Origin of the sequence: Protofrankia symbiont of Coriaria ruscifolia, from assembly GCF_900634745.1 — a bacterium.
GTDB lineage: Bacteria > Actinomycetota > Actinomycetes > Frankiales > Frankiaceae > Protofrankia > Protofrankia californiensis.
This window is the reverse complement of record NZ_CAAAFR010000196.1, coordinates 1-21920: the sequence shown is the minus strand read 5'-3', so window position 1 is coordinate 21920 and position 21920 is coordinate 1. Positions and strand designations below refer to the sequence as shown.

The window sequence follows — 21920 nt, the reverse complement described above, 5'->3', positions numbered from 1 at the left end:
CAGCTGATCGAAACTTTGCGCAACCTTCCCGCAGCCCTGGTCACTGGCTGGCGCGTATGGCGCTGCGCCTGATGAACACCCTGGTCGTCATCGCCCGGGTACCGTCGCTGCACAAATTCTCGCCCGGATCGGACCGCTGGCATCTGCGGCAGCTGCCCTACCTGTCCCGGGACGAGGTCGTCCACTACCTCGACCAGACCTTTCGTGGCGAGCTGCGCCCGGGTGTCGCCGATGTCATCCACGATTTCACCGTGGGACATCCCGGTGGTCTGTCGCTGGCGGCGAACCTGGTCAGTGAGACCGGTCCGGACAAACTTGAGGCGTCCGACCTGCGGCGAACTCTTCAGCGGCTGCCCGACGACCCGTGGGAGAAATGGGCCGGTCTCGTCCGCCTCATCGTCGACGTGGTTCAGGATGCCCAGTTGCGGAAGGCCGTCCACGCCTGCGCCGTGGTCAACACCTTCGACGAGCCGTTGCTCGTGGAGCTGCTGGGGGAAGGTGATGACGGATATCCTGACGTCGGAACCGTCATCCAGACGCTCAAAGGCTATGGCATCGTCGAACAACTGCTCGCCGTCGCCTACGAACCGTCCGACCGTTTCCGCCTGCACGAGTTCATCCGCCTGTCGCTGAGCCGTGAACTGCGGACAGTGCATCCCTGGACCTGGCAGAACCTGCACCAACATGCTGCCCCGCACTACTTCCGCCTCGCGTCGAAATGGGAGGATGAAAACACCGCCGGTACGTACAGCCCCTGGTATCGCTACGAGCACCCCCGCTGGCAGGCGTACAAGCGGGAGTGGTTGTTTCACGCACGGCGGGTGTCCCAGAACCGGACGATCATCCGGGCGCGTTTCGCTCTCGTGTTCCTGGAAGCTTTCTGGTGGTGGGGATGCTACTGTCCGTTCGACTACAACCGGCGGCTGCTGGAGGATTGGGAACGTACCTGGCATCAGGAGAACCCGCTTGTCGGGAGCGGGGGTTCCGTCGCGATCGTGACCGAACGCAACCCGGATGACCAGTTGAACGAGGCACTCGGCTTCGTGCTGGAGCACTATCCGCCTGGCTACCTCAAGACCGACGCTCCCTGGAACGACATCCGCAGCCGGCTTCTGCTCGTGCAGCGGCTCTGCGGGCTCGGCCGTGGCGCCCGGGTTGGGACCACGGTGGAAGAAGAACGGGACCTCCTGCGGGTCAAAGGTCTCATCAAGATATTCCTCGCGCACAGCAGACGATTCCGTGATCCGGCCGACCCGGCCGCGAACCGCTACTACAAGGAGGCGCTGGCCGCGTTCGAGGAACTCGGGGAACCCACGGATGGCTGGATCGTCACCTGGCTGCTGTTCGAAACCGCCGACCTCGCCCTGGAGCGGGGGGCGGTGGAGGAGATGATTACCCGTGTCAGCTCCTCGGCGCAGCGCCTGACCCGGCTCGCTGCTGAAAATGACGACTGGGACGAGGAGCTGATCGCGAATCTTTTCCGTGCGCGGGCGGACGCGTACTGGGTATCCGGCAAAATCGACGAGGCATTCGCCGACTATCATCGTGCCGTCGTTCACGCCTACCGGTTCATGGGCGTACCGCATCCTCCGGACAGCTGCCTCGATTCCCGCCCGGGCGCGGTCATCGAGCGTGTCGCTCTTTTCATTCCGGGCGAAGGCCGCTGCCGCGGCCTCGATGTCGTCGGCCAACGCGGGCAGGCCGGCGTCCCGGAGTTCGGCCGCGGCATGATGGGCGACCCTGCAGACGCAGGCGACGCTGAATTCCCGGGCGGTCTCGCGCGTCCATTCCTCGACCTGCGTACCGAGCCGGCCGCGTCTGGCGACAATCTTGTTCTCGTGAACGACGAGCGGGTCGTCGAGGTCGATCCGCCAGAGTTCCTCGGTGAGCCAGTAGGGCAGGTCCCCCACCCGACAGGCGTGGATGCCGGCCCTGCACGGCACGGTGGCGTCGGCCTCGACCCATGTTCCCGCCACCGCACCCCAGGCGTAGCCGGTGAACGGGCTCGTTCCCGAGGGACGGAGAAACTTGTAATAGCTCATCGGTGCGTACCCCGCGCCTGTTCCAGGGCGGCGGCCCGGTCCGCCCATCCCGCGGGAACCGTCGCCGTGGCCGCCGTGGCCGCCGTGGCCGCCGTGGCCGCCGCGGTCAGCGCCGTCAGTGACCGTCGCGCCCGATCGCTGTAGGCAAGGGGCAGGGCGGGCAGAAGAGCAGATGCTGTTCAAACGCGTTCTGGTCGTTGTCGGTCAGTTCTCCGTCGTACCAGGCGCCCACCAGGTCGAAGACGACGTCGCAGCTGATGTCCAGCGCCCTCGTCCCTGTTTCGCCTGCGATGCCGCGGCTCTCGACGTCCAAAGCACCGACGTGGTCCGGAGTACCGGCGATGTCCGGAGCACCGACGTCGCCGGCCCGGATCTCTTCGTCGAGATAGGCCACATACGCCTCCCGGGCGTCGTCGAGGAGCCTGCCCTGGTCGTCCGGTTCCACGCCCAGGCTGTCGGCGGTCTCGTCCGTCGACAGCCTGGCCGAATCCCGCAGGATGAGCAGCGTTCGCTGGCGCAGCGGAAGGCAGCGCACGGCATGCAATACCTGCTCGGCCGTTGGTATCCGTCCGGCCGGCCAGGACGGCACGTCGACGTCCCACCATCCTGCCCAGCGGTCATCCGGCGGCAGAAAGAAGCCCGCGCGGGGGCGCCGCGGTGTGGGTGGTGATGTCGGCGGCGGTGTGGGTGTCGGTCTCGTGGAGTTGGCCGTCCTCTCGCAACAGTCGCAGGACCGCACCGAGCAGGCTGGCCGGACCGGTGTTCCCGCGTCGGACACCACCGCGGCGACGGTGTCGACCCAAGCCCGTTCAACCACCCTCACCGTGGCGCTGCCGGCTCCGACCGCTTTGGCGAGCAGGACGGCAAATCCATGGTGGGTGTCCATCAGATCGCTGACGGCCGCGCGGCCGCCGCCGGCGAGCGCGGTACGCAGGGATGGGGTCACTGAATGACCTCGATGAATCTCGGTATTTCCGGCAGATGGTCCAGCGGCCACAGCGGGAGCTGGCCGTCGTCGTCCCCCTCGGAGAATCGCTGTAGCGCCTGATACTCGGGGTCGGTGGTAAGCACCTCGCTCCCCTCGCACAGCTCGAAGTATTCGTCGAGGAAGGTGCCCACGACCTTTGCCGGCACCGCCGGCACTGTTTCACCGGGGCAGATCAACAACATGTCGAACACCCGCGGTACGCCGGGCCGCAGGGACGGTTGGAAGAACGGCATGGGCAGCAGCGTGGAACCCGTCCGCTGGTAGAGCCTGAGCCGGGCTTCCGGGTCGCTATACGTATTCGGCTGGTGGAATCGTGGATCCTCGATCTCGGCGATCACCAGTGACGGCCGGATGGCTGCCCGCCACTGGGGGATGACGTCGGTGAGCAGCGTCTGGCCGATGCCCCGACCACGTGCCTCGGGCCGCACCGCGATGTAACTGAGCAGGAGCACCCCGGAACGGGGATAGATCTCACCCAGCATCCCTCCCAGCGGGGTTTCACCGTCGAGGACCAGTACGCCGGGGCCCAGATCGGCGGCGGCCGCCTCGTGCAACTCGTCCCAGGTAATGAGTTCGTCCGGGGGGAAAGCCGGCGTCAGTATCTCCGTGTAGAAAGACCTCAGCGCCGTCTCGTCGGTCTCGCGCAGTTCCACGATCTTCAGGTTGCTCGGGATGGGTGCGCTGATCTGCTGGGTCCTGCTTGACATGACCACCCGCTCATCTTCGCGTGCCTGTCGCCGCTTGACCAGCGTCCATCGGGATGGTACGGGGACAGGCCGCTCAGAGGTCCGACAGGCCCGGGTCCCCGGGTCACCAGATGGCCCCCGGAGGTTGTGCCCCCGGAGGTTGTGGCACTGGATCGACGCTCGACCGGTGTTCACCGGGTGGTTGTTTATACCGGGTGTACACGGCGTGCACCGGCGCTGGGCCGGCCGAGTAATCTAACCGATGTCAGCGGGGGAAGGGGCGTGTCCGAATGCCAAGGGCGGATGCCAGCATGGCCGTACGCGTGCCGGACGCTCAGCTCGTGAGCGCCTATGACATGTGGTACGAGTTCGTGAAGGACGGGTGGGACGACGACCACGGCCACGATGACGTGGAGATCGCCGTCGTCGCTCTGGAACTCTATCCGTTGGGGATGCCGGCCCGGCCTGTTGTCCGCAGCCTGTCCGACATCGAGGGGAGTGCGCTGGCGTTCCGGCCGGAATGGTTCAGTAAATACGACCCCGAGCAGTCGAAGCACGGCAGGATCAGTCTCAGCGGGCCCCGGCACGAGGTCTTCGATTTTTCCTTCGACTATCGCTTCCGTCCGCCGCGAGCGACGTTGGTCGTCGAGTTACCGGACGAACGGATGTCCCGTACGATTCTCGACGTCATCGACGATTCGAGTTCGACGGTGGCCGACGAAGGACGGACGGCTGGCGTGACACAACCTACGATTTTCATCGGACACGGCGGGCCGAGCCAGATATGGCGCGTACTCAAGGACTACGTGAGTGAGTTCGATTTCCGCGTGGTGACCTTCGAGAGCGAATTCCGTTACGGCCGGTCGGCGGCGCACGTCGTATGGGAGATGCTCCAGCAGGCGGACTTTGCACTGCTCGTCCACACCGCTGACGACGAGACGAAGTCCGGTACAATCCGGTCGCGCCAGAACGTGGTTCACGAGACGGGTCTGTTCCAGGGCAGGCTGGGTTTCGAAAAGGCGATCATCGTCCGGAAAGAAGGCGTCGAGGAGTTTTCCAACCTCGCCGGAATCCAGGAGATCCGGTTTCCCGGAGGAAACATCGAGGCGGCGTCCGGCGAGGTTCTCCGCGCGTTGCGCAGCACCTTTCCCGCCCGTTGACCCGATTTTTTATCGCACAGCGGCGGGCTTGTCGTCGTATGGAATTCGAAGATCCCTCGGCCAACAGCCCGTCCGACCCGTTGGTACCGGTGGCCAGTGGCAATCACCGCACCAGGCCGCCAAGCAGTCACCGGCAGGGCAAAAGGGCGTCGCGAGCCGCGATAGTTTCATACCTGGTAGCCCCATCCTCCATTATTCTGGTTCTGGTTTCTGTTCCTTTTTCTGTTCGCCGGTCGGCAAAGTGAAAGTGTTCATGTTCGGGTGATCCTGGGCAGGCATGGTGAAACGTGTGAGTATGCGGATGTTCGCCTGGCTTTCACTTCCGGTCCACTGACGACATCGCCGAAACGCACTAGCCTGACTTGGCTCCACAGTAAGCGCTCGTGCTTGTTCCCGCGGCACTTCTGGAGGTCTGCTGTGTCTGTTCTCGCCCGTGTCCGGCGCCCGCGCCTGGCGTTAACCGCGCTTGGCGCCGCCGGTCTGGCCGCCGCCTCGTTCGGATTGTGGGCCGTTGCGCCCGCTGCCCAGGCCGTGACGCTACCCGCGCCCGACCATGTCGTCGTGGTGGTGCTTGAGAACCATTCCTACTCGCAGATTATCGGCAGTTCGAGCGCTCCGTACATCAACAACACGTTGAAGAGCGGCGGCGCCAACCTCACCTCGTCCTACGGTATAACCCACCCCAGTCAGCCCAACTACCTCGCACTCTTCTCCGGCGGTACGCAGGGCGTCACCGACGACAGTTGTTACACCCCGCAGTTCAGCAGCGCCGCCAATCTCGGCTCCGAGCTGATCGCCGCCGGGCGTACCTGGGGCAGCTACAACGAGGGTCTGCCCTCCGAGGGTTCAACGGTGTGCACCAACAGCAGTACCAAGTACGCACGCAAGCACAACCCGTGGTTCGCCTTCAACAACGTGCCGCTGAACACCGCCCACACCTTCACTCAGTTCCCGACCGACTACACCACGTTGCCGAAGGTCTCGTTCGTCGTCCCGAACCTGTGCAACGACATGCACGACTGCTCGGTCTCCACCGGGGACACGTGGGTGCAGAACAAGCTCGGCGCCTACGCCACCTGGGCCAAGACTCACAACAGCATCCTCATCGTGACCTTTGACGAGGACAACGGCTCCAGCGGCAACCACATCGCCACGGTGCTCTATGGACAGCACGTGATCTCGGGCAGCAGCTCGTCGGCGACCTACAACCACTACAACGTGCTACGCACCCTGGAGGATCTCAGCGGCTTGACCACCCACGCGGGCAACGCCGCGAGCGCATCGGACATCACCGGTATCTGGAACTAGCGACCGTGTACGTAGCGGACACCCGCACCACCACCGAGTCGGCCGGCCCGGGTAGCCACCCGGGCCGGCTGGCCAGCCTCCCCGTACCCGTTACCGCATCCCGGACCATGACGCGGGCCGCCGTTCGCGTGACGGACCGCGTGCTGGACGGCGTGCTGGACGGCGTACTGGACATCGTGATGGACACGGCCAGGTGAGCCTTCGCGCCCGGCTGGCCGTCCTGCTCGTCGCTGTCGTGGTGCTCGGCGGCATCGCTGTGGGTTCGGTGCTGCGCGCCTCCGACCGGGCGGCGCGCAGGGACCGCCAGCAAGGAGGCGCTCCGCCCGTCACCTCCGGGCATGTGGCGCTCACCGAGGCGGGCCCGGCACGCCAATCACGGCTGGTCTTCCGCAACATGGCCTGGGGCCCGCACCGCGACGAGCTGGTATCGGTGCCGGCAGCGGACCCCTCCGGTCCGCGCACCGCATCCGAAGTCCACTGCCTGCGCTTCTACGCCGCTGCCGGTACCGGTGTCTGCCTGCAAGGGGTACAGGGTGTGGTCCAGGACACCTACCAGGCGGTGGTACTCGACGCGGAGCTGCGCGAGCAACGGCACTATCCGCTGACCGGCATCCCCACCCGGGCCCGGGTTTCCCCCAGCGGTCACTTGGTGGCCTGGACGGTGTTCCTCAGCGGCGACTCGTACGCTGGAGGCACCTTCTCCACCCGCACCTCGATCCTCGACGTCCGCACCTGGACGCTCCAGAACACGCTGGAGGATTACCGAGTGATCAAGGATGGGAACACCTACCGCAGTGCCGACGTCAATTTCTGGGGCGTCACCTTCGCCGACGACGACCACTTCTACGCGACCCTGGCCACCGGCGGGAAGACCTACCTGGTACACGGCGACATCGCGGCCCGGACGGTGACCACCTTGCGCGAGAATGTCGAGTGTCCCTCGCTCTCCCCGGACGGAACCCGGTTGGCGTTCAAGAAACGGGTACCCGGCCTGCCCGCCGACGCGCCCTGGCGGTTGTACGTGCTCGACCTGCCCAGCCTGCGCGAGACGCCGCTGGCCGAGCAGCGCAGCATCGACGACCAGGCCGTCTGGCTCGACGACCGCACGCTCGCCTACGCCCTGCCCGGCGACTACGGCGCCGACATGTGGACCGTCCCCGCCGACGGCACCGGTACCCCGCTGCGGTTGATGACGGCAGCCCTGGCTCCTGCCGTGGTCGGTTGAGCCGGCCAACTGGCTGGTCGGCCAGCCGGTCAACCCGCCAGCCGGCTGGCTGACCGCTACTCGTTACGGGTTACGAACCGGGTCTGTTCGGCCTGCGGCGGTGTTGACGGTGTTGGCGGTGTTCCCGCCGGTGGCGAACCGCGCAATCATGATCGATAGCGGGGAGAGCGCGGAGAGCCTGTCGCGTACCACCGGGATCGCGTTCATACCTGGCAGCAGGTGGCCGTAGAACAGCCCGCGGCCACGCGGAAACCACAGCTCCCGGACGTCCACGACGTTCGGGAGCCCCGTGCGGATCATCCGCCGTTCGGCGGCGTCCAGCGTCCAGGGCATCGGCGGGATCGGGTAATGCCCGATCAGGCCCAGTCCTCGTACGAAGCCGGCAGCGAACCAGCGGGGCACGCCGTCGAAAAGCAGGGCACCACCGGGAAACCGCTGCGCGCAGGCTGCGATCAGCCGGTGGACCTCGGATGGCTGCAGGTACATCAGCAGGCCCTGCGCGGTCACGAGGACGCCGCGCGAGATGTCGATCTCGTCGATCTCGTCCATCCAGCGTTCGTCAAGCGCGGAGCAGGCGAGCGCCTGGACGCGGGGCGGAGCCGGTAGCAGGCGCCGACGCAGTTCGACGGTCTCGGGAAGATCGACGGTCAACCAGTGGACCTGCCCGTTGTCGACCCGCCAGAACTGGGTTTCAAGCCCTTCACCTAGCGCAACCACCGTGCTTTCGGGACGCTCGGAAAGGAATTTCCGGATCTCCTGGTCGAAACACCGGGCCCGCAGCGCCTGGCCCTGGGCCCGGCCCAGGGTGCCCCTGCCGAAATGCCGCTGGAACGGGTAGTCGATGCTGTCGACCAGCTTGACTCCCATGGGGTCGTCCAGCACTGTGTCCGAGCGCCGTGCCTCGATCGCTCGGTGGTACAGCGTCCACAGCAGGGTCTCCGGCACACCGCGCAGCCCCGGCACTGTTTTCGACCCTTGTGCCATCACTGCCGGATCGGCTCTTCTGCGCCGGTCTCATCGGGCCTGCCCAGGTCCGCCGTGCTGGTCTGTTCCACCGTGCTGGTCTGTTCCACGGCATCCGCTCGGGGGCGCCTGAGCGGATGCCGGGTGGGCGGGGGGAGCTCCGCAAGAGAGGCGGCGATGCCGGCCAGCACCCACTCCAGGCCCTCGTCGAACCTTTGCTGTGCTTCGCCGTGGTCGGTCAGCAGCGGGAGATCCGGACCGAGGTCGGCGATACGGGGGAAGTCGCCGGTGTCGACGAGGGTGCGGAGGTAGCCCTGCATCAACTGCTGCTGCTCGGCGGCGCTCCTGCCCTCCCGCCGCGGCATGACCTGTTCCATGAGCTCGGTGACGATGTGGCCGACCGTGTAGGTGTCGACGGCCCTGAGGATGCAGATCTTGCGGCGCCGGTCGATGTCGAGACCGGCGAGGGCGGTGAGGGACTGCTCCATGTGACGCATGGCGTTGGGGCCCAGGCGCGGCCAGGAACCCCTGGCTTTCATGATCCATGGGTGTCGCAGGGCGACAGCGCGCGTTCGCTGGGCGATGGTCCACAGCGCCTCCCGCCAGTCCGCGGACAACGGGTCTGGGACGATGATGTCGGCGATGGCCTCGTCGGTCATCAGCTCGAAGAGGTCGTCCTTGCGCTGGATGTGCGAGTAGAGGCTCATCGGACGGGTGTTGAGTGCCGCCGCGACCCGCCGGATGGAGACCGCGTCCAGCCCTTCGGCGTCGGCCAGTGTGATCGCTGCGTCGACAATCGCCTCTCGGGTGAGCCCCGGCCTCTTCTCCTTGGCCAGACGGGTCCACAACAGGCCGTCCGACGGCCGCCGGACGGCCTGCGAGGAGGCGTCGGGCACCCGGATCGCGGCATGGCGGTCGCAGGGCACAGAACGAGAGTATCGCCGGATCGGATCCGGCGATACTGCGTACGACGGATCGATACGCTGCCACGGTAAATGTACACCGTACAGGTTTCCGATACGGTGTATCGTCAACCGCGGTCGCGTATCCGTCCGCCTACGTCGTGCCTGGACGTTCCAACATCGGCTGTTCCCGGAGGCTCGTGATGGCAGAAACCCCGACGTCCACCGCATCCGGACGGCCAAAGGAAGCAAAGGAAAAGGAAACCGACCGGCTCGATCCGGCACTGATCCGCCTCGCCGGGATCATCCTGGTCGGCGCGATGGTCGTGCAGCTGGACACCACGATCGTCGCCGTCGCCATCAACACGCTGGGCCGCTCGTTCGGTGTCGGAATCTCGACGATCCAGTGGGTCAGCACCGGGTACATGCTCGCCCTGGCTATGGTGATCCCGCTGACCGGCTGGTCGGTGGAGCGGTTCGGTGGCAAGCGGATGTGGATGTTGTCGCTGGCGCTGTTCCTCGTCGGCTCGGCGCTGTGCGGCGCGGCCTGGTCGGCCGGCAGCCTGATCGCCTTCCGGGTCCTGCAGGGCATCGGCGGCGGCATGCTTCTGCCGCTGATGCAGACCATTCTCGCTCAGGCTGCCGGTCCGCAGCGACTGGGGCGGCTGATGGCCACGGTCGCTGTGCCAGCCCTGGTGACGCCTATCCTGGGACCGGTCATAGGCGGCGTGATCGTCGACAACCTGAGCTGGCGCTGGATCTTCCTCGTCAACATCCCGGTCTGCCTCGTCGCCCTGCTGCTGGCCTGGCGGGGGATGCCCGACGTACGGACCCCGGGCCGGCACCCGCTGGACGTTCGCGGGCTCGTGCTGCTCTCCCCCGCGCTGGCGGCGGTCGTCTACGGCTTCTCGGAGGCCGGCAGCCGGGGCAACTTCGTGGACGCGAACGTCATCGTCCCACTGGTCGCCGGTGCGGTTCTGCTGGTCCTGTTCACCGTGCACTCCCTGCGGGTCGCCGTCGAACCGATCATCGACCTACGGATGTTCCGGAGCCGGGCCTTCACCGGTTCGGCTGCGATGATGTTTCTCTTCGGGGTCTCGTTGTTCGGCGCGATGCTGCTGCTTCCGTTGTACGAGCAGCAGGTCCGTGGACGCAGTGCAGCCGATGCCGGGCTGCTGCTTGCTCCGCAAGGGCTCGGGATGATGATCACTATGGTCGTGGTCGGCAAACTCACGGACCGGGGCAGCACCCGGCTGCTCGTCCTCATCGGCCTGCTGCTGAGCGTGCTGGGTACCGTCGCCTACACCCAGGTCGGCACCGACACCAGCGAGTGGCTGCTCGGCTTGTCGCTGGCCGTCCGTGGCGCCGGACTGGCGGCAGCCCTGATACCTGTCATGACGGCGGTCTACCAGGGCCTGCGCCGGGACGAGATTCCCCGCGCCACCTCGGCGGTGCGGATCTTCCAGCAGGTCGGCGGCTCCTTGGGCACTGCCGTGCTCGCGGTGGTCCTGTCCCACGGGATCGCTGACCGGGGCGGCGCCGGTCGGGTGGATGCGGCCGGGCTGGCGGACGCCTTCGGGAACACGTTCTGGTGGACGCTGGCGTTCACCGCCGTCGCGGTACCGTTCGCCTTCCTGGTGCCCGGCCGAAAGACGGCCGCCCCCGCGCAGGCGACCCTTCCCGTGCAGGCGCTTGACCCGGCCCAGGCGACCGGCCCGGCGCAGCCGGTCGGTTCAGGCAGAAGTGATCTTCCGTCCGGCGACGTGCGGACGGCGGCCACACCGTCCCCGGGCCTGAGCGAAGGTTGAGTGGGGCCTGAACGAGGGCCTGAGCAAAGGCCGAGCGGGGTGGCCCATACCGCGCGGTATTGGCCACCCGGTTCCGGCTGGCTCCGGCCCCAGAGGAACAGGAGCCAACCGGATCACGGGATCAGCGTCGGATCCGGCTCACCCACGCAATCCCTGTATCCGATTCACCCACGAAATCCTTGGAAGTAGCGCAGGGCGCGCTGCCAGCCGGCGCGGGCGATGCCGCGGCCGGCGTCCTGGCCGAGACTGTTGTCGTAGGACCAGTGCACGCCACCGTAGATCCGGGAGAGCCCGTCCTGTTTGGCGGCGGCGGTGAAGGTCGGCCAGTTCAGGCGGATGTCGGTTGCCGGCGTGATACCGGGCTCGATCAGCGAGCTACCCTTTTTGATCACTGCGGAGTCGCCGAAGCGGTCATTACCGGTGAAAAGCTTGAGGGATTCGGCGCCGGCACCGGCAAAGGTGGCGTGCCCGGACACCGTGGCGGCAAACGGTGGAGTGGACAGATAGGGCTGCCACGTCGATCCGTCCACGATCTGGGTGCCCAGGCCCGGACCGGCCCACGCCCGGATCTGCTGACCGAACCTGTCGTAGCGGATCAAGGTGATGGGGCGGGCGTTGTCGTTGGTGCGTTTGGCGTTCCATGCGATGATCCCGGCGTCCGCCTGGGAGATGTTCAGCGCGAAGAACATCTTCACATCGTCGTCGAGCGTGTGTCGGTCACGCGTTGAGACATACTGCGCCTGACTCTGGATGTGGCCAGGGGGGGTCTGGTCGTGGTCCAGCCAGTACTCGGCGATCACCTTACGCTTGTCGGTGAGGTTCGCGCTGTAGTCAAGGAGCAGGTTGATGTCGGCCGTCGAGGGGTACGTCGGTGGCGGCGGTGGTAGGTACGGGTTTACGGAGTCGACCCCGAACGGTGTGACCGCACCGAATTGCGGTGTGTAGAACTGCTGGGTCTGTCCGTTCACAACCAGCGGGGTCCACCGGTTCGGGTCCACGATCGTGGTCGGGTCGAAGTTGTCGATCTGTTGTGGCGGGTTGACCGGCTGGTAACCGGTGGTGTCGGAGTACGCAGGGTTTCCGAGCTGGTTGGACCCGTCGTTGTGCCGGAACGACAGAACCGCGCCACAGGCGGCGGTCCCCACCCCGGCGGGTGTGGTTGGGTCGGTGATGCTTGTGGGCAGGCTGTAGCCCTGTCCCACCAGGATCTGGTCGAAGGTCGCCTTCTGGTCGGGGAAGAGGTCCACCAGCGCCCGGTAGGAGGCGTAGCTGACTGCCTCGGACCTGTTGGCGATGGTGCGCTCCCTGACCGGGCGCCGAAGGCTGCCGTCGAACTGCGGTCCGACCGCCTTCTTGTCGTAGGCCGCCCAGGCGTCGTATCCGCAGGTGCTCTGGATCGCCAGTACACGGGCGCCGACCGCCGGAGGAAAGCCGGCCGCGGGATATGTTGAGAGGGAGGCCGTTTCGATCGCCGAGACGGCGGCGTTGTTCCAGATGAGAGCGGCGTTGGTTGACGGCGGCCTGGACGTAATCTTGGTTGCCAGGTCGGTACCGGTCGCCTGAGCCGCGGGCATGGCCACCGCGGCCACGCCTACTGTGGCCATGCCTACTGTGGCCAAGGCGGCGACGATGGCAGCAGGCCGTCGCCGGTTACGCGGCATCCCTGTCGATACCGTGGATTTTCTTGTCATGATCATTCTTTCGTAACGGTCGGTATTCCGGCTCCTTTGGAGATGACACCGGATTAGCCGCAGTCGAATGCGAACAGCCGAAGGTTAAGAATATGATCATGGGGCCGTGTGGCGAATACGTTACGACGGATGCGAGTGTGTCAACCTCGTTTGGATTGGTTCCAGAGTGTTTCCCGCAGGTATTTCCTGTAGATCTCGAGGTATTTCTCGCAGATCGTGGTTGATGCGGGCTGACGAGCCCGTCCGACGCCGTCCGTCTGGATGACGGCTGACCCGCTCGGGGGCGAGCGGGTCAGCGCAGGCGCAGCGCGGCGGAGCTCGTGACCACCTTCTCCCACTCCTCCGCGTCGGTCGGCGGGGTGGCCAGCGGCCGTGGGCCGTCGGGGCGCAACCCGTCGAGGACCAGGTCCAGATGGCGGTGCCACACCGTCGGCGCGACGCGGTCGGTCGCGTCGATCAGGCTGGTCAGCGTCCACAACAGGACGGAGACGTCCCGGTAGGTGACGTCCGGGCGCAGCCGGCCGGCCTTGCGGGCGGCGTCCAGTAGGCCGTCCACCACCCGGGCGATCTCATCCCGCAACGGCCGGCCGAGTGTGGAGTCCCAGAGCCGGCCGCTGCCCATCCTCTCGCTGGCGTGCCGCTCGGCGAACGTCCGCACGAACGTCTCCAGGCGTTCGCCGGGTTCCCGGTGCTCGCCGGCGGCCCTGGCCAGGTTCAGGATGCGTTCGAGGCAGGGCAGGGCGATCGCGTCCAGCAACGCGCCCTTGGTCGGAAAGCGGCGGTAGACGGTGCCGATACCGACTCCGGCGCGGCTGGCGATCTCCTCCATGGTGAAGGCGGGACCGCGCTCGCCATACACCTCGGACGCCGCGGACAGCACCCGTTCCCGGTTCCGCGCGGCGTCGCAGCGCAGCCGTTCCGGCCCTGCGGTATCCGGCGCGGGACCGGACAAGGTTTCCGCGGTCATGCCCATGACGACACGGTAGTAGGGTCCCGGGGTGAAAGCAGCGTTACCGGGACTCCGCCGTTACCGTGGCTCCGCCGCGAGGCTCGGGCAGCGCCACGGTCCCGGTAGCCGGTGCGCCAGCGAGCTGCCGGCGCACCGGTACGATCGCGGCTGCCACTCCAGCGGTGATCATGGACGTGGCCAGTACCGCGAAGCTCACGCTGTAGCCGTGCTCGCTGGGGAGTCCGCTCGCCAGGGCTCCGGAGGCGAGGATGCTGGCGATGATCTGGCTCCCGATCGATCCGCCGATGGTGCGGATGTTCGCGTTCATCCCGGTCGCGGCCCCGGTCTGGGCGGACGGGACGGCCTCGATGATCAGATTGGACATGGACGAGAACGCAAGCCCTATACCGAGGCCCTGGATGGTCGTGGCGAGGAAGAACTCCCAGGGTTCGTGGTGCGCGACCGACAGCATCAGGAACGGGACCGCGGCCAGCAGGGAACCCACGACCAGCGGAAGCTTGGACCCGAGCCGGGCGGCGATCCGGCCGATCAGGGAACCCGCAAGGATCATTGTTATGGTACTGGGCAGCAGGTAAAGCCCGGAGACGGTGACCGAGGCGTCGAAGCCGTAGCCGGCCTCCGGCGGCGCCTGCAGGAACGGCGGGATGACGACGAAGGTCGAGAACATTCCGACGCCGAGCAGCAGAGACGCCACGTTGGTCCACCACACGGCCGGGATGCGCATCATCGTCATGTCGATGAGTGGTACGGCGGACCGATTCTCCACCTGTATCCACAGCACCAGCAGCAGCGCGGCCGCGACGAACAGGCCCAGCGTGCCGCTGGCTGTCCACCCCCAGGCAGCGCCCCGGTTCAGTCCGAGCAGCAACGCGACCAGCCAGCCGGACAGCAGCGCCGCGGCCGGGAGGTTGACCCGTCCCGGGCTGCGCACCGGGGACTCCGGGATGAACAGCGCCGTTGTCAGCGTGGCGAGCGCCGAGATGACGAGCGGGATCCAGAACAGCCAGTGCCACGACAGATGGTCGACCACCGGCCCGGCGATCACCATGCCGAGCGCGCTGCCGATGCCGAGCATGCCGGACATCAGTCCGATGGCACCGGGTACCCGCCTGGCCGGGAACTCGTCGCGGATGATGCCGAAGGACAGCGGGAACATCCCGCCTCCCATCCCCTGGATCACCCGTGCGACGATGAGCAGCCCGACCGAGTTCGACAGCCCGGCCAGCAGCGATCCGGCGGTCAGCGCGGCATAGACGGCGACGAGCATCTTCTTCTTGCCGAACATGTCGCCGAGGCGGCCCAGGATGGGTGTCGCGACCGAGGCGGACAGCAGGTAGGCGGTGAGCACCCAGGTCACCGTCGCCTGGGAGGTGTGCAGATCCTCCTGGATGGTCGGTAGGGCCGGCAGCACCATCGACTGCAACAGCGTGTAGGCGCTGGCACCGAGTGTGAGCGCGGCAAAGGCGATGGTGACCTGCCGGTCGCCGTGTTCTGCGGACATTGGTCTCCGTCCCGGACAAGCGGAATTGCCCTCCGGATGGTAACAGTGAAACGGAGTTTCCTTCCGCTTAATCGCCCGGCTGCCCGGGGCCGATCCGGATGCCGGCGCGCGAAGCGGTCCGCATCGTGCTGAAGGTTCCCCACGTCCCGGCCGGTATGCCGGCTCCGGATCGGTCATGATCGGTCGTGGTCAATCACTTTCGGTCAGAGAGCGCTGTTTCCTCCGTCAGCGCGGCGGCGAGCAGGAAGCGCAGCGTCGCGCGCTCCTGTGTGCTCAGGGTGTCGAGAATCCTGTCCTCGACAGCGTCCATCCCGCGCTCGGCAGCCGCGAGGGCGCTGCTCCCGGCGTGCGTGCGATAGACGAGGTGGCGCCGGCGGTCGGTCGGATCGCGCCGGCGTTCCGCCCATCCCGCGCGTTCGATCTCGTTGAGGAGCAGCACGAGGTTGTTCGCGTCCAGACACAGGACGTCGCCAAGCTGCCGCTGGGGGACACCGGCGTTCTCACTCAGGTGGTTCAGGACCACGAACTGCTTGAGCGTCATGCCGAGCACGCCGTCGGTGGCCTCCCGGTACACGCGCCGGGCGAGGCGGGTCAACAGGACGATCGACCCCGGAGTGGTTGCGGTGACGCTCATGATGCAAAGGATCTTATCATCCCAGTGTCAATGTTGATTCTTAGATAATCAACGATATAGTGATGATCCCATGAGCGACATTATCGTTCCGGCCCCGGCCGCACGCTCGCACTCGCACTCGCACTCGCACTCGCGGCGACGATGGATCGGTCTCCTCGTGGTCCTCACGGCACAAATGATGATCATTCTTGACTCCAGTGTGGTGAACGTCGCACTGCCCGCCATCCAGCACGACCTGCACTTCAGTCAGGCTGATCTCACCTGGGTCGTCAACGCCTACATGATCAGCTACGGCAGCTTCCTCCTCGTCGCCGGCAGGCTCGGCGACCTCGTCGGCCGTAAGAAGATCTTCCTTGCCGGCATCGCGGTGTTCAGCGTCGCCTCGGTTGCCTGCGGGCTCGCCGAGGACCAGGCGGTCCTCGTCGCCGCCCGCTTCACGCAGGGACTGGGCGGAGCGCTCGCGTCGGCGACCGTCCTCGCGTTCATCGTCACCGACTTCCCGCAACCGCTCGAGCGCGCCCGGGCGATGAGCATCTATCTGCTCGTCACCGTCGGGGGCGGTTCACTCGGCCTGCTGCTCGGCGGCGTTCTTACGCAGACCTTGGGATGGCACTGGATCTTCGTCATCAACATCCCGATCGGCGCGCTTGCGTTGCTGGCCGCGGTCGGGCTCATCTCCGAACACCCCGGCAGCGGCCTGCGTCAGGGGGCCGACCTGCCGGGCGCAGTCCTGGTCACCGCCGCGGCGCTGGTCGGCATCAACGCCATCGTGCGGGCGTCCGAGCACGGCTGGCTCTCGGGGTACACACTCGGCCTCGGCGCCGTCTCGGTCGTGCTCCTCGGTGCGTTCGGTGTCCGTGAATCGCGCACGCCGAACCCACTTGTTCCGCCGCGGATCCTGCGGCTGCGCAGCCTCATCGGCTCGAGTGCCGTACGCGCGGTCGTGGCCGCCGGCATGTATGGGGTGTTCTTCTTCGGCTCGCTGTACCTGGAACAGGTCCTCGGGTACGACGCGATCCGCACCGGGTTGGCGTTCCTGCCGCAAACCCTCGCGGTGGCCGCACTCTCCTTCGGGATCACTTCCCGGCTCGTGTCCAGTTTCGGTCCCAGGCGGGTCCTTGTCGCCGGGCTGGCCACCATGATCGTTGGCTTGCTGCTGTTCGCCTGGTCAGGTGATGGCGAGCACGTCCACTACTTTCCAGGGCTCTTCTTCGCCTTCGTCCTGGTCGGGCTGGGGGCCGGCGCGGTTTTCATGCCGCTGCTGACCATGGCTGTGGCCAACGTCGTACCCGCTGATGCCGGCCTGGCGTCCGGGATCGTCAACGTCTCCATGCAGATCTCCGCCGCGGTCGGCCTGGCCGTGCTGGGGACGCTGTCCAGCAACCGGACAGCCAGCCTCCTGGCGGAAGGCCGCACCCCACTCGACGCTCTCGCCGGCGGCTGCCGTCTCGGGTTGCTCGTAAGCGCAGGATGCGTGGCATTCGGCCTCCTGCTCGCCGTCACCGTACTGCGCGCTCCCCGGACCATGCGGGAAGCCGCAGGCATCCCAACCCAGCCGACCAGCGAACCCGCCCTGCCCGAGCAGCCGATATCCGCACCATGACGTTCAGATCGAAATCAGTCTTAATGTCGGCCATCAGAAGATCCCGGGCACGCAGGAACTTCTCACGCTGAGCGGGGTGAGCTTACGGTAACCACGAGAAAAGGCTTCTTCCGTCTCATATGTGGGCACGGCGGGCAGAATATCGTGATCTTCCGGTGGTTTACGCCGAGTGGGGCAGGTCCTCGTCTGCGGTGATCCCGCGCAGGTAGGCGTCGAGTTCCTCGGTTGAGCCGAAGAACATGGTTCGGCCGGCGGAGACAGCCTCGTCCGCCTCCGCGATCGCCTGTTCGGTCTCAGGATCAGCGTCGATGAGCTCAACGTTTGCGAGCGCGGGCGGCAGCACCAAGTCGTTCATAGCCATCGCACTCCCTCGGATCCGTCAGCGTCTTTCGTCATCGTCCGTCATCTGTCAGGACCGTATCCCGTGGGGTCCGACACCCACCTGCTCTTCCGCGATCGCATGACGCCGTAGTCCTTCCGTTCGGGAGGGCAGGGCTGCTGCGTCAGGACGGGCCGTGTACCGGACCGGGATCCCAGGGCGGTAGCGGCGGAGGCTTCGCATCCGGACCGTGGCCTTCAGCCCAGACAGTGCGGCAATTCGGGCAGTCGCGACCTGGTCGCGGACCCTTGAGTGGATCTCCAGGGGAGAGGCGGCGGCGTCGGCGCCCCCGGTGCTCGGAACAGCGGAGTACCAGAAGCGGTGCGAGTACAGGCTCACTCATCTGATCGGTAGCTTTCCGGTGCCGCCACACGCGGAGCAGTCGAGCTCCTGTGTGCCAGAGAAGACACCGTCCTCATCTACCTCGCCTCGCTCCTTGAGTTCTTTGCCGGTGCCGCCGCACCGGCCGCAGTCCTTCCAGCCGGGGTTACCGCGGCTGTTGTCCTCTTTTTGCTTCTGCCCCTTGTCCTTATGATCACGATTCCGGCCGCTACTCCATCTCATGCTGCATCTTCCAACGATCGCATAATTGTGACTGCTGCACTACGCACAGACCACGGTGTAATTCGATGTGTTGCCGCGGACGTACGCCATGCCCTCACCGCGGTGGAGGGTGCGGCGTTGGCTGTTGGCACGGGCGTCGGGCTCGGAGGTGTACGCGGGGGAGGATCAGGTGCGGGTGTGGCGGCTGGCTGCGAACAGGAGCAGCGCGGCAGCCTGTATGCCGGCTGTCACGGTGATCAGGGCGGGGATCGAGGCGTCGTAGAGAGCGCCTGCCAGCCCGCCACCGGCGGCGGTGGCGGCGCCGACCACGCCTGCGAAAATGCCGTAGGCGCTGGCCCGCCGACCGGGTGGGACAAGATCGGCGACGGTGGCGCGCAGGGTGGACTCCTGCACGCCTGTCGCCGCTCCCCAGACCAGGGCGCCGGCGACGACCAGGGCGAGGGTGTTGGTGAACGCCAGTGCTGGCACGGTGGCGGCAAGCAGCGGCAGCACGGCGAGCACCCGGGGGCCGAGCCGGTCGTAGGCCCAGCCGGTCGCGAGTGCGGCGAGGGCGTCGACACCCATGGCAGCGGAGTACAGGACAGGAACGGTGGTAGCCGACAGCAGCCCCCGGGTGACGGCGTGGAAGGACAGGACACCGAAGGTAGCGAACCCGGTGGTGGTGGCAGCGGTGAAACCCGCGTACACCCAGAACGCGCGGGGCAGCCGCGTCCGGGGCGCCGCCGTGCCGGGCACAGCATGGGACGCCGTCATGCCGGGCACGGCGCGGGGTGCGGGGACGGCGGGGGCTCCGTGACCGGCGGAGGATTCGCGGCCGGCGGGAGATTCGTATCGGGTGGGTGTTTCGTAGCCGGCCGGGTCCGGTACCCGCGTCCGAAGCCAGAGCAGGACGGCCAGCGCGACCAGCCCGGGGACTGCCAGGACGCCGAGCGCCGGGCCGTAGCCGCTGCCTGCGGCGAGCATGGCCGCGACGAGCAGCGGCCCGGCGAGCGCGCCGAGCTGGTCCATTGCCTCGTGTACGGCGAACCCGCGTCCGCGGCCGGTGATGGCGGTCGCGTGGGAGAGCAGGGTGTCCTTCGCCGGGCTGCGGACGGCCTTGCCGATCCGTTCGGCGATCACCAGTGTGCAGGCGGCCCACAGGACGCCGGCCAGGCCGAGGAGGGGCACGGCGGCGACGGTCAGCGCATAGCCGGCGATCGTCCACGCCCAGAACCGGCCGGTGCGTTCCGCCAGAGGCCCGGAGAGCAGCCGGGGCAGCAGCGCGGCAGCCTCACCCACGCCGGTCACCACGCCGACCACTGCAGCCGACGCGCCGAGAGAGGCCAGCAGTGGCCCGGTGACCGACCGGGCACCTTCATAGACGAAGTCCGCCAGCAGGCTGACCACGCCGAAGAGCAGCACGAACCGCCACGGCCGCAGCCGGCCCGCCGCGGTGGGCTTCGCCGCCGTACCCGGCCCCGGCGCGCTCACCCCCACACCGCCTGCGCCACGGCCGTCCCGAGGACGGCAGCGCCGAAGGCCACGAGGACACTCCCGGCGACGTTCACGGCGGCCAGCAGCCGGGCGCCGTCCTGCGCCAGGCGCAGTGTCTCGTAGGAGAAGGTCGAATAGGTGCTCAACGCCCCGCACAGCCCGGTGCCGACCAGCAACCCTGCCCGGGTGGGCGCGGCACCGGCCAGCACCGCCCCGGTGACCAGGCCGAGGACACCGCTGGCGACCACGTTCACGGTGAACGTGCCCAAGGGAAACAGCATGTCGTGGCGGGCCTGCACCGCCCGGTCGGTCAGGTAGCGCACCGGGGCGCCGACCATCGCCCCCAGGATCACCAGCAGCCAGTTCACCGGGCTGCTGTCCGGCCGGTGTAGCGGATGACCTCGACCTCGTCGATGATCACCAGGCCTTCGGAGACGAGCTCGTCCAGCTGCGGCAGAAACGCGCGTACCCGCGGCTCGTCATCGACGATGACCACCGCCACCGGCAGGTCCTGGCTCATCGACAGCAGCCGCGTGGTGTGCACGATCGACGAGGCGCCGAACCCCTCCAGCCCGCGGAACACGCTCGCGCCGGCCAGTCCGGCGGCATGGGCACGATGCACGATCTCGGTTGCCAGCGGACGGTGATGCCACATGTCGCCTTCTCCCACGAGCACCGTCAACCGCAGCGCCCGACCCGTCAGCCTCATCGCTCCCACCTCGCCTTCAGTGACGCTCCCACCTCGCCTTCAGTGACGCTCCCACCTCGCCTTCAGTGACGCTCCCACCTCGCCTTCAGTGACGCTCCCACCTCGCCTTCAGCGATGCCCCGCCTGGCCGTCAGCGACCGTTCCACCGTTCCACCAGCGATCGTCCCGCCGTGTCTGTTACCCACACCGCACTCAGCGCCAGCGCCGTGGTCAGCGCCAGGTAGGCCAACGCCATCCCGGCCCGCCTGCCGTCGACGAGCCGTCCGGCGTCGACCGCGTAGGTGGAGAAGGTCGTGTACCCACCGAGCACGCCGGTGCCGAGGAAGGGCCGTACCAGCGGATGCACCGCACGCACTTCGGTGATCATCACCATGAGCAGCCCGATGGCGGCGCATCCTGTCGTGTTCACCAGCAACGTCGTCCACGGGAAGGCATCCGCCGGGGTCGGCCAGAGCAGCGACGCGCCGTACCGGGCGCATGCCCCCATCGCCCCGCCGGCCGCGATCACTGCCAGCAGCGGAACCGGCCCGCGGCGCAGCTCCGGGCGCTGTGCCGGAATATGCAGATCTACATCGGAATCGGTGGGTTTGACGACCGCCTGCGACCGGGTGCCGTCCATGCGTACCTCCCTGGCTGGATAGCCTCCTATATAGCCGGGTGTCACCAATGCAGACGCCACTACGCTTGTCGCCCCCGGACCCGCCGGAATCGGAGCATGCCCTGTGTGGACGTACGATGACGCCCGACTGTCACGAGCGTTGCGCCTGGTGGTCATTGTCGTGCTGTGGGCTGCTGTGGTTGCGGCCTGTGGCGAGGAAACCGGGTCGTCCGGACCGGCCTCGACGCCGACGAGGGCTTCGGGATCGCCGGGAGGCTCTCCGGCGTCGCCGTCGGTGTCCGCCGGGGGGAGCGGTGGGGCCCAGCCGGTGAACGTGTACGCCTTTGACGGGGCGAACCAGCTCAGCCCGGCCGTCCGCGGCGCGAAGGAGCTGGTCTATGTCCCGAACAGCGACAGCAACACCGTGGACGTGATCGATCCGGCGACCTTCAAGGTGATCGACCATTTTGTGACCGGTCGCAATCCTCAGCATGTTGTCCCGGCGTGGGATCTGTCGACGCTGTACGTGACCAACAACGCGGGTAACAGTCTCACCCCGCTCGATCCGACCACCGGAAAGATCAAAGGACCGAACATCCCCGTCGCCGACCCGTACAACATGTATTTCACCCCGGACGGGAAGTACGCGATCGTCGTCGCCGAGGAACTCCAGCGGCTGGACTTCTACGACCCGCACACCTGGCAGCTGCGCACGC

21 protein-coding genes are annotated in these 21920 nt (G+C 67.1%); 8 read left to right on the top strand and 13 right to left on the bottom strand.

The annotated features are described in order from the left end of the window. A partial coding sequence (locus CV1CTNOD_RS22670) for a hypothetical protein (protein ID WP_207386620.1) occupies positions 1 to 2186 on the top strand: 2186 nt, incomplete at its 5' end. On the opposite strand, the gene CV1CTNOD_RS22665 is transcribed toward CV1CTNOD_RS22670, so the two are convergent. Both CV1CTNOD_RS22665 and CV1CTNOD_RS22660 read right to left on the bottom strand, forming a co-directional pair. Continuing rightward, positions 2158 to 2988, bottom strand: a complete 831-nt coding sequence (locus tag CV1CTNOD_RS22665) for a zf-HC2 domain-containing protein (RefSeq protein ID WP_131787982.1) — start codon at positions 2986 to 2988, stop codon at positions 2158 to 2160. The genes CV1CTNOD_RS22670 and CV1CTNOD_RS22665 overlap by 29 nt on opposite strands. Beyond that, positions 2985 to 3737, bottom strand: coding sequence for a GNAT family N-acetyltransferase (locus CV1CTNOD_RS22660; protein ID WP_131787981.1), 753 nt, complete (start codon positions 3735 to 3737; stop codon positions 2985 to 2987). Before CV1CTNOD_RS22660 ends, CV1CTNOD_RS22665 begins: the two co-directional genes overlap by 4 nt. Before the next feature lie 290 nt (positions 3738 to 4027). Here CV1CTNOD_RS22660 and CV1CTNOD_RS22655 point away from each other — a divergent pair, with 290 nt between their 5' ends. The 4 genes from CV1CTNOD_RS22655 to CV1CTNOD_RS22640 all read left to right on the top strand — a co-directional run bounded on the left by CV1CTNOD_RS22655 (position 4028) and on the right by CV1CTNOD_RS22640 (position 7409). Further along, the gene (locus CV1CTNOD_RS22655) at positions 4028 to 4876 is read left to right on the top strand and encodes a TIR domain-containing protein (RefSeq protein ID WP_165485679.1); all 849 of its coding nucleotides are present in this window, start codon (positions 4028 to 4030) and stop codon (positions 4874 to 4876) included. Positions 4877 to 5293: 417 nt separating this feature from the next. Further along, positions 5294 to 6184 carry an alkaline phosphatase family protein gene (locus tag CV1CTNOD_RS22650; protein WP_131787979.1) on the top strand — a complete coding sequence of 297 codons (891 nt, stop codon included), beginning with the start codon at positions 5294 to 5296 and terminating at the stop codon, positions 6182 to 6184. A 5-nt stretch (positions 6185 to 6189) separates the two neighbouring features. Next, positions 6190 to 6381 (top strand): hypothetical protein, encoded by a 192-nt coding sequence (locus tag CV1CTNOD_RS22645; protein WP_131787978.1) that lies wholly within the window; start codon positions 6190 to 6192, stop codon positions 6379 to 6381. Further along, positions 6378 to 7409 carry a TolB family protein gene (locus CV1CTNOD_RS22640; protein ID WP_131787977.1) on the top strand — a complete coding sequence of 344 codons (1032 nt, stop codon included), beginning with the start codon at positions 6378 to 6380 and terminating at the stop codon, positions 7407 to 7409. Before CV1CTNOD_RS22645 ends, CV1CTNOD_RS22640 begins: the two co-directional genes overlap by 4 nt. Positions 7410 to 7472: 63 nt before the next feature. Here CV1CTNOD_RS22640 and CV1CTNOD_RS22635 read toward each other — a convergent pair whose 3' ends face one another. Together CV1CTNOD_RS22635 and CV1CTNOD_RS22630 are read right to left on the bottom strand one after the other, a co-directional pair. Next, the gene (locus CV1CTNOD_RS22635) at positions 7473 to 8393 is read right to left on the bottom strand and encodes a class I SAM-dependent methyltransferase (protein WP_131787976.1); all 921 of its coding nucleotides are present in this window, start codon (positions 8391 to 8393) and stop codon (positions 7473 to 7475) included. After that, positions 8393 to 9298, bottom strand: a complete 906-nt coding sequence (locus tag CV1CTNOD_RS22630) for a TetR/AcrR family transcriptional regulator (protein ID WP_131787975.1) — start codon at positions 9296 to 9298, stop codon at positions 8393 to 8395. Before CV1CTNOD_RS22630 ends, CV1CTNOD_RS22635 begins: the two co-directional genes overlap by 1 nt. A 179-nt stretch (positions 9299 to 9477) precedes the next feature. Here CV1CTNOD_RS22630 and CV1CTNOD_RS22625 point away from each other — a divergent pair, with 179 nt between their 5' ends. Continuing rightward, positions 9478 to 11082, top strand: a complete 1605-nt coding sequence (locus tag CV1CTNOD_RS22625; RefSeq protein ID WP_131787974.1) for an MDR family MFS transporter — start codon at positions 9478 to 9480, stop codon at positions 11080 to 11082. Positions 11083 to 11246: 164 nt separating this feature from the next. Here CV1CTNOD_RS22625 and CV1CTNOD_RS22620 read toward each other — a convergent pair whose 3' ends face one another. From CV1CTNOD_RS22620 to CV1CTNOD_RS22605, 4 genes are all read right to left on the bottom strand, one after another. Next, positions 11247 to 12686, bottom strand: a complete 1440-nt coding sequence (locus tag CV1CTNOD_RS22620) for a vanadium-dependent haloperoxidase (RefSeq protein ID WP_207386618.1) — start codon at positions 12684 to 12686, stop codon at positions 11247 to 11249. A 379-nt stretch (positions 12687 to 13065) separates the two neighbouring features. Beyond that, the gene (locus CV1CTNOD_RS22615; RefSeq protein ID WP_242606939.1) at positions 13066 to 13746 is read right to left on the bottom strand and encodes a TetR/AcrR family transcriptional regulator; all 681 of its coding nucleotides are present in this window, start codon (positions 13744 to 13746) and stop codon (positions 13066 to 13068) included. 37 nt (positions 13747 to 13783) lie between these two features. Next, positions 13784 to 15244, bottom strand: coding sequence for an MFS transporter (locus CV1CTNOD_RS22610; RefSeq protein ID WP_131787971.1), 1461 nt, complete (start codon positions 15242 to 15244; stop codon positions 13784 to 13786). 193 nt (positions 15245 to 15437) lie between these two features. Continuing rightward, positions 15438 to 15878, bottom strand: coding sequence for a MarR family winged helix-turn-helix transcriptional regulator (locus tag CV1CTNOD_RS22605; protein ID WP_131787970.1), 441 nt, complete (start codon positions 15876 to 15878; stop codon positions 15438 to 15440). Positions 15879 to 15948: 70 nt separating this feature from the next. Between CV1CTNOD_RS22605 and CV1CTNOD_RS22600 the strand changes: the two genes are divergently transcribed. Then, the gene (locus CV1CTNOD_RS22600; RefSeq protein WP_131787969.1) at positions 15949 to 17481 is read left to right on the top strand and encodes an MFS transporter; all 1533 of its coding nucleotides are present in this window, start codon (positions 15949 to 15951) and stop codon (positions 17479 to 17481) included. Between the two features lie 160 nt (positions 17482 to 17641). On the opposite strand, the gene CV1CTNOD_RS22595 is transcribed toward CV1CTNOD_RS22600, so the two are convergent. The 5 genes from CV1CTNOD_RS22595 to crcB form a co-directional block, all read right to left on the bottom strand. Beyond that, a complete protein-coding gene (locus tag CV1CTNOD_RS22595) occupies positions 17642 to 17836 on the bottom strand; it encodes a hypothetical protein (RefSeq protein WP_165485678.1) in 195 nt (64 codons plus the stop codon). A gap of 753 nt (positions 17837 to 18589) precedes the next feature. Continuing rightward, on the bottom strand, positions 18590 to 19900 hold the full coding sequence (locus CV1CTNOD_RS22590) for an MFS transporter (RefSeq protein WP_431607173.1): 1311 nt from the start codon (positions 19898 to 19900) through the stop codon (positions 18590 to 18592). Then, entirely contained in the window at positions 19891 to 20265 is a 375-nt protein-coding gene (locus tag CV1CTNOD_RS22585; protein WP_131787966.1) for a fluoride efflux transporter FluC, read from the bottom strand. Before CV1CTNOD_RS22585 ends, CV1CTNOD_RS22590 begins: the two co-directional genes overlap by 10 nt. Continuing rightward, complete coding sequence (locus tag CV1CTNOD_RS22580) at positions 20262 to 20606, bottom strand: DUF190 domain-containing protein (RefSeq protein ID WP_131787965.1); 345 nt, start codon at positions 20604 to 20606, stop codon at positions 20262 to 20264. Before CV1CTNOD_RS22580 ends, CV1CTNOD_RS22585 begins: the two co-directional genes overlap by 4 nt. 130 nt (positions 20607 to 20736) lie before the next feature. Further along, a complete protein-coding gene (gene crcB, locus CV1CTNOD_RS22575) occupies positions 20737 to 21225 on the bottom strand; it encodes a fluoride efflux transporter CrcB (RefSeq protein WP_131787964.1) in 489 nt (162 codons plus the stop codon). Positions 21226 to 21328: 103 nt separating this feature from the next. On the opposite strand from crcB, the gene CV1CTNOD_RS22570 reads away from it, so the two are divergent. Then, positions 21329 to 21920: YncE family protein (locus CV1CTNOD_RS22570; RefSeq protein ID WP_131787963.1), on the top strand; the 592-nt coding region annotated here is incomplete at its 3' end.

What these genes read in the sequence shown, in the direction of transcription:
- CV1CTNOD_RS22660 (WP_131787981.1), bottom strand. Translation starts at nt 3,737, where the DNA reads ATGTCAAGCAGGACCCAGCAGATCAGCGCACCCATCCCGAGCAACCTG.
- CV1CTNOD_RS22655 (WP_165485679.1), top strand. Translation starts at nt 4,028, where the DNA reads ATGGCCGTACGCGTGCCGGACGCTCAGCTCGTGAGCGCCTATGACATG.
- CV1CTNOD_RS22635 (WP_131787976.1), bottom strand. Translation starts at nt 8,393, where the DNA reads ATGGCACAAGGGTCGAAAACAGTGCCGGGGCTGCGCGGTGTGCCGGAG.
- CV1CTNOD_RS22625 (WP_131787974.1), top strand. Translation starts at nt 9,478, where the DNA reads ATGGCAGAAACCCCGACGTCCACCGCATCCGGACGGCCAAAGGAAGCA.
- CV1CTNOD_RS22620 (WP_207386618.1), bottom strand. Translation starts at nt 12,686, where the DNA reads ATGGCCACAGTAGGCGTGGCCGCGGTGGCCATGCCCGCGGCTCAGGCG.
- CV1CTNOD_RS22615 (WP_242606939.1), bottom strand. Translation starts at nt 13,746, where the DNA reads ATGGGCATGACCGCGGAAACCTTGTCCGGTCCCGCGCCGGATACCGCA.
- CV1CTNOD_RS22610 (WP_131787971.1), bottom strand. Translation starts at nt 15,244, where the DNA reads ATGTCCGCAGAACACGGCGACCGGCAGGTCACCATCGCCTTTGCCGCG.
- CV1CTNOD_RS22605 (WP_131787970.1), bottom strand. Translation starts at nt 15,878, where the DNA reads ATGAGCGTCACCGCAACCACTCCGGGGTCGATCGTCCTGTTGACCCGC.
- CV1CTNOD_RS22600 (WP_131787969.1), top strand. Translation starts at nt 15,949, where the DNA reads ATGAGCGACATTATCGTTCCGGCCCCGGCCGCACGCTCGCACTCGCAC.
- CV1CTNOD_RS22595 (WP_165485678.1), bottom strand. Translation starts at nt 17,836, where the DNA reads ATGAACGACTTGGTGCTGCCGCCCGCGCTCGCAAACGTTGAGCTCATC.
- CV1CTNOD_RS22580 (WP_131787965.1), bottom strand. Translation starts at nt 20,606, where the DNA reads ATGAGGCTGACGGGTCGGGCGCTGCGGTTGACGGTGCTCGTGGGAGAA.
- crcB (WP_131787964.1), bottom strand. Translation starts at nt 21,225, where the DNA reads ATGGACGGCACCCGGTCGCAGGCGGTCGTCAAACCCACCGATTCCGAT.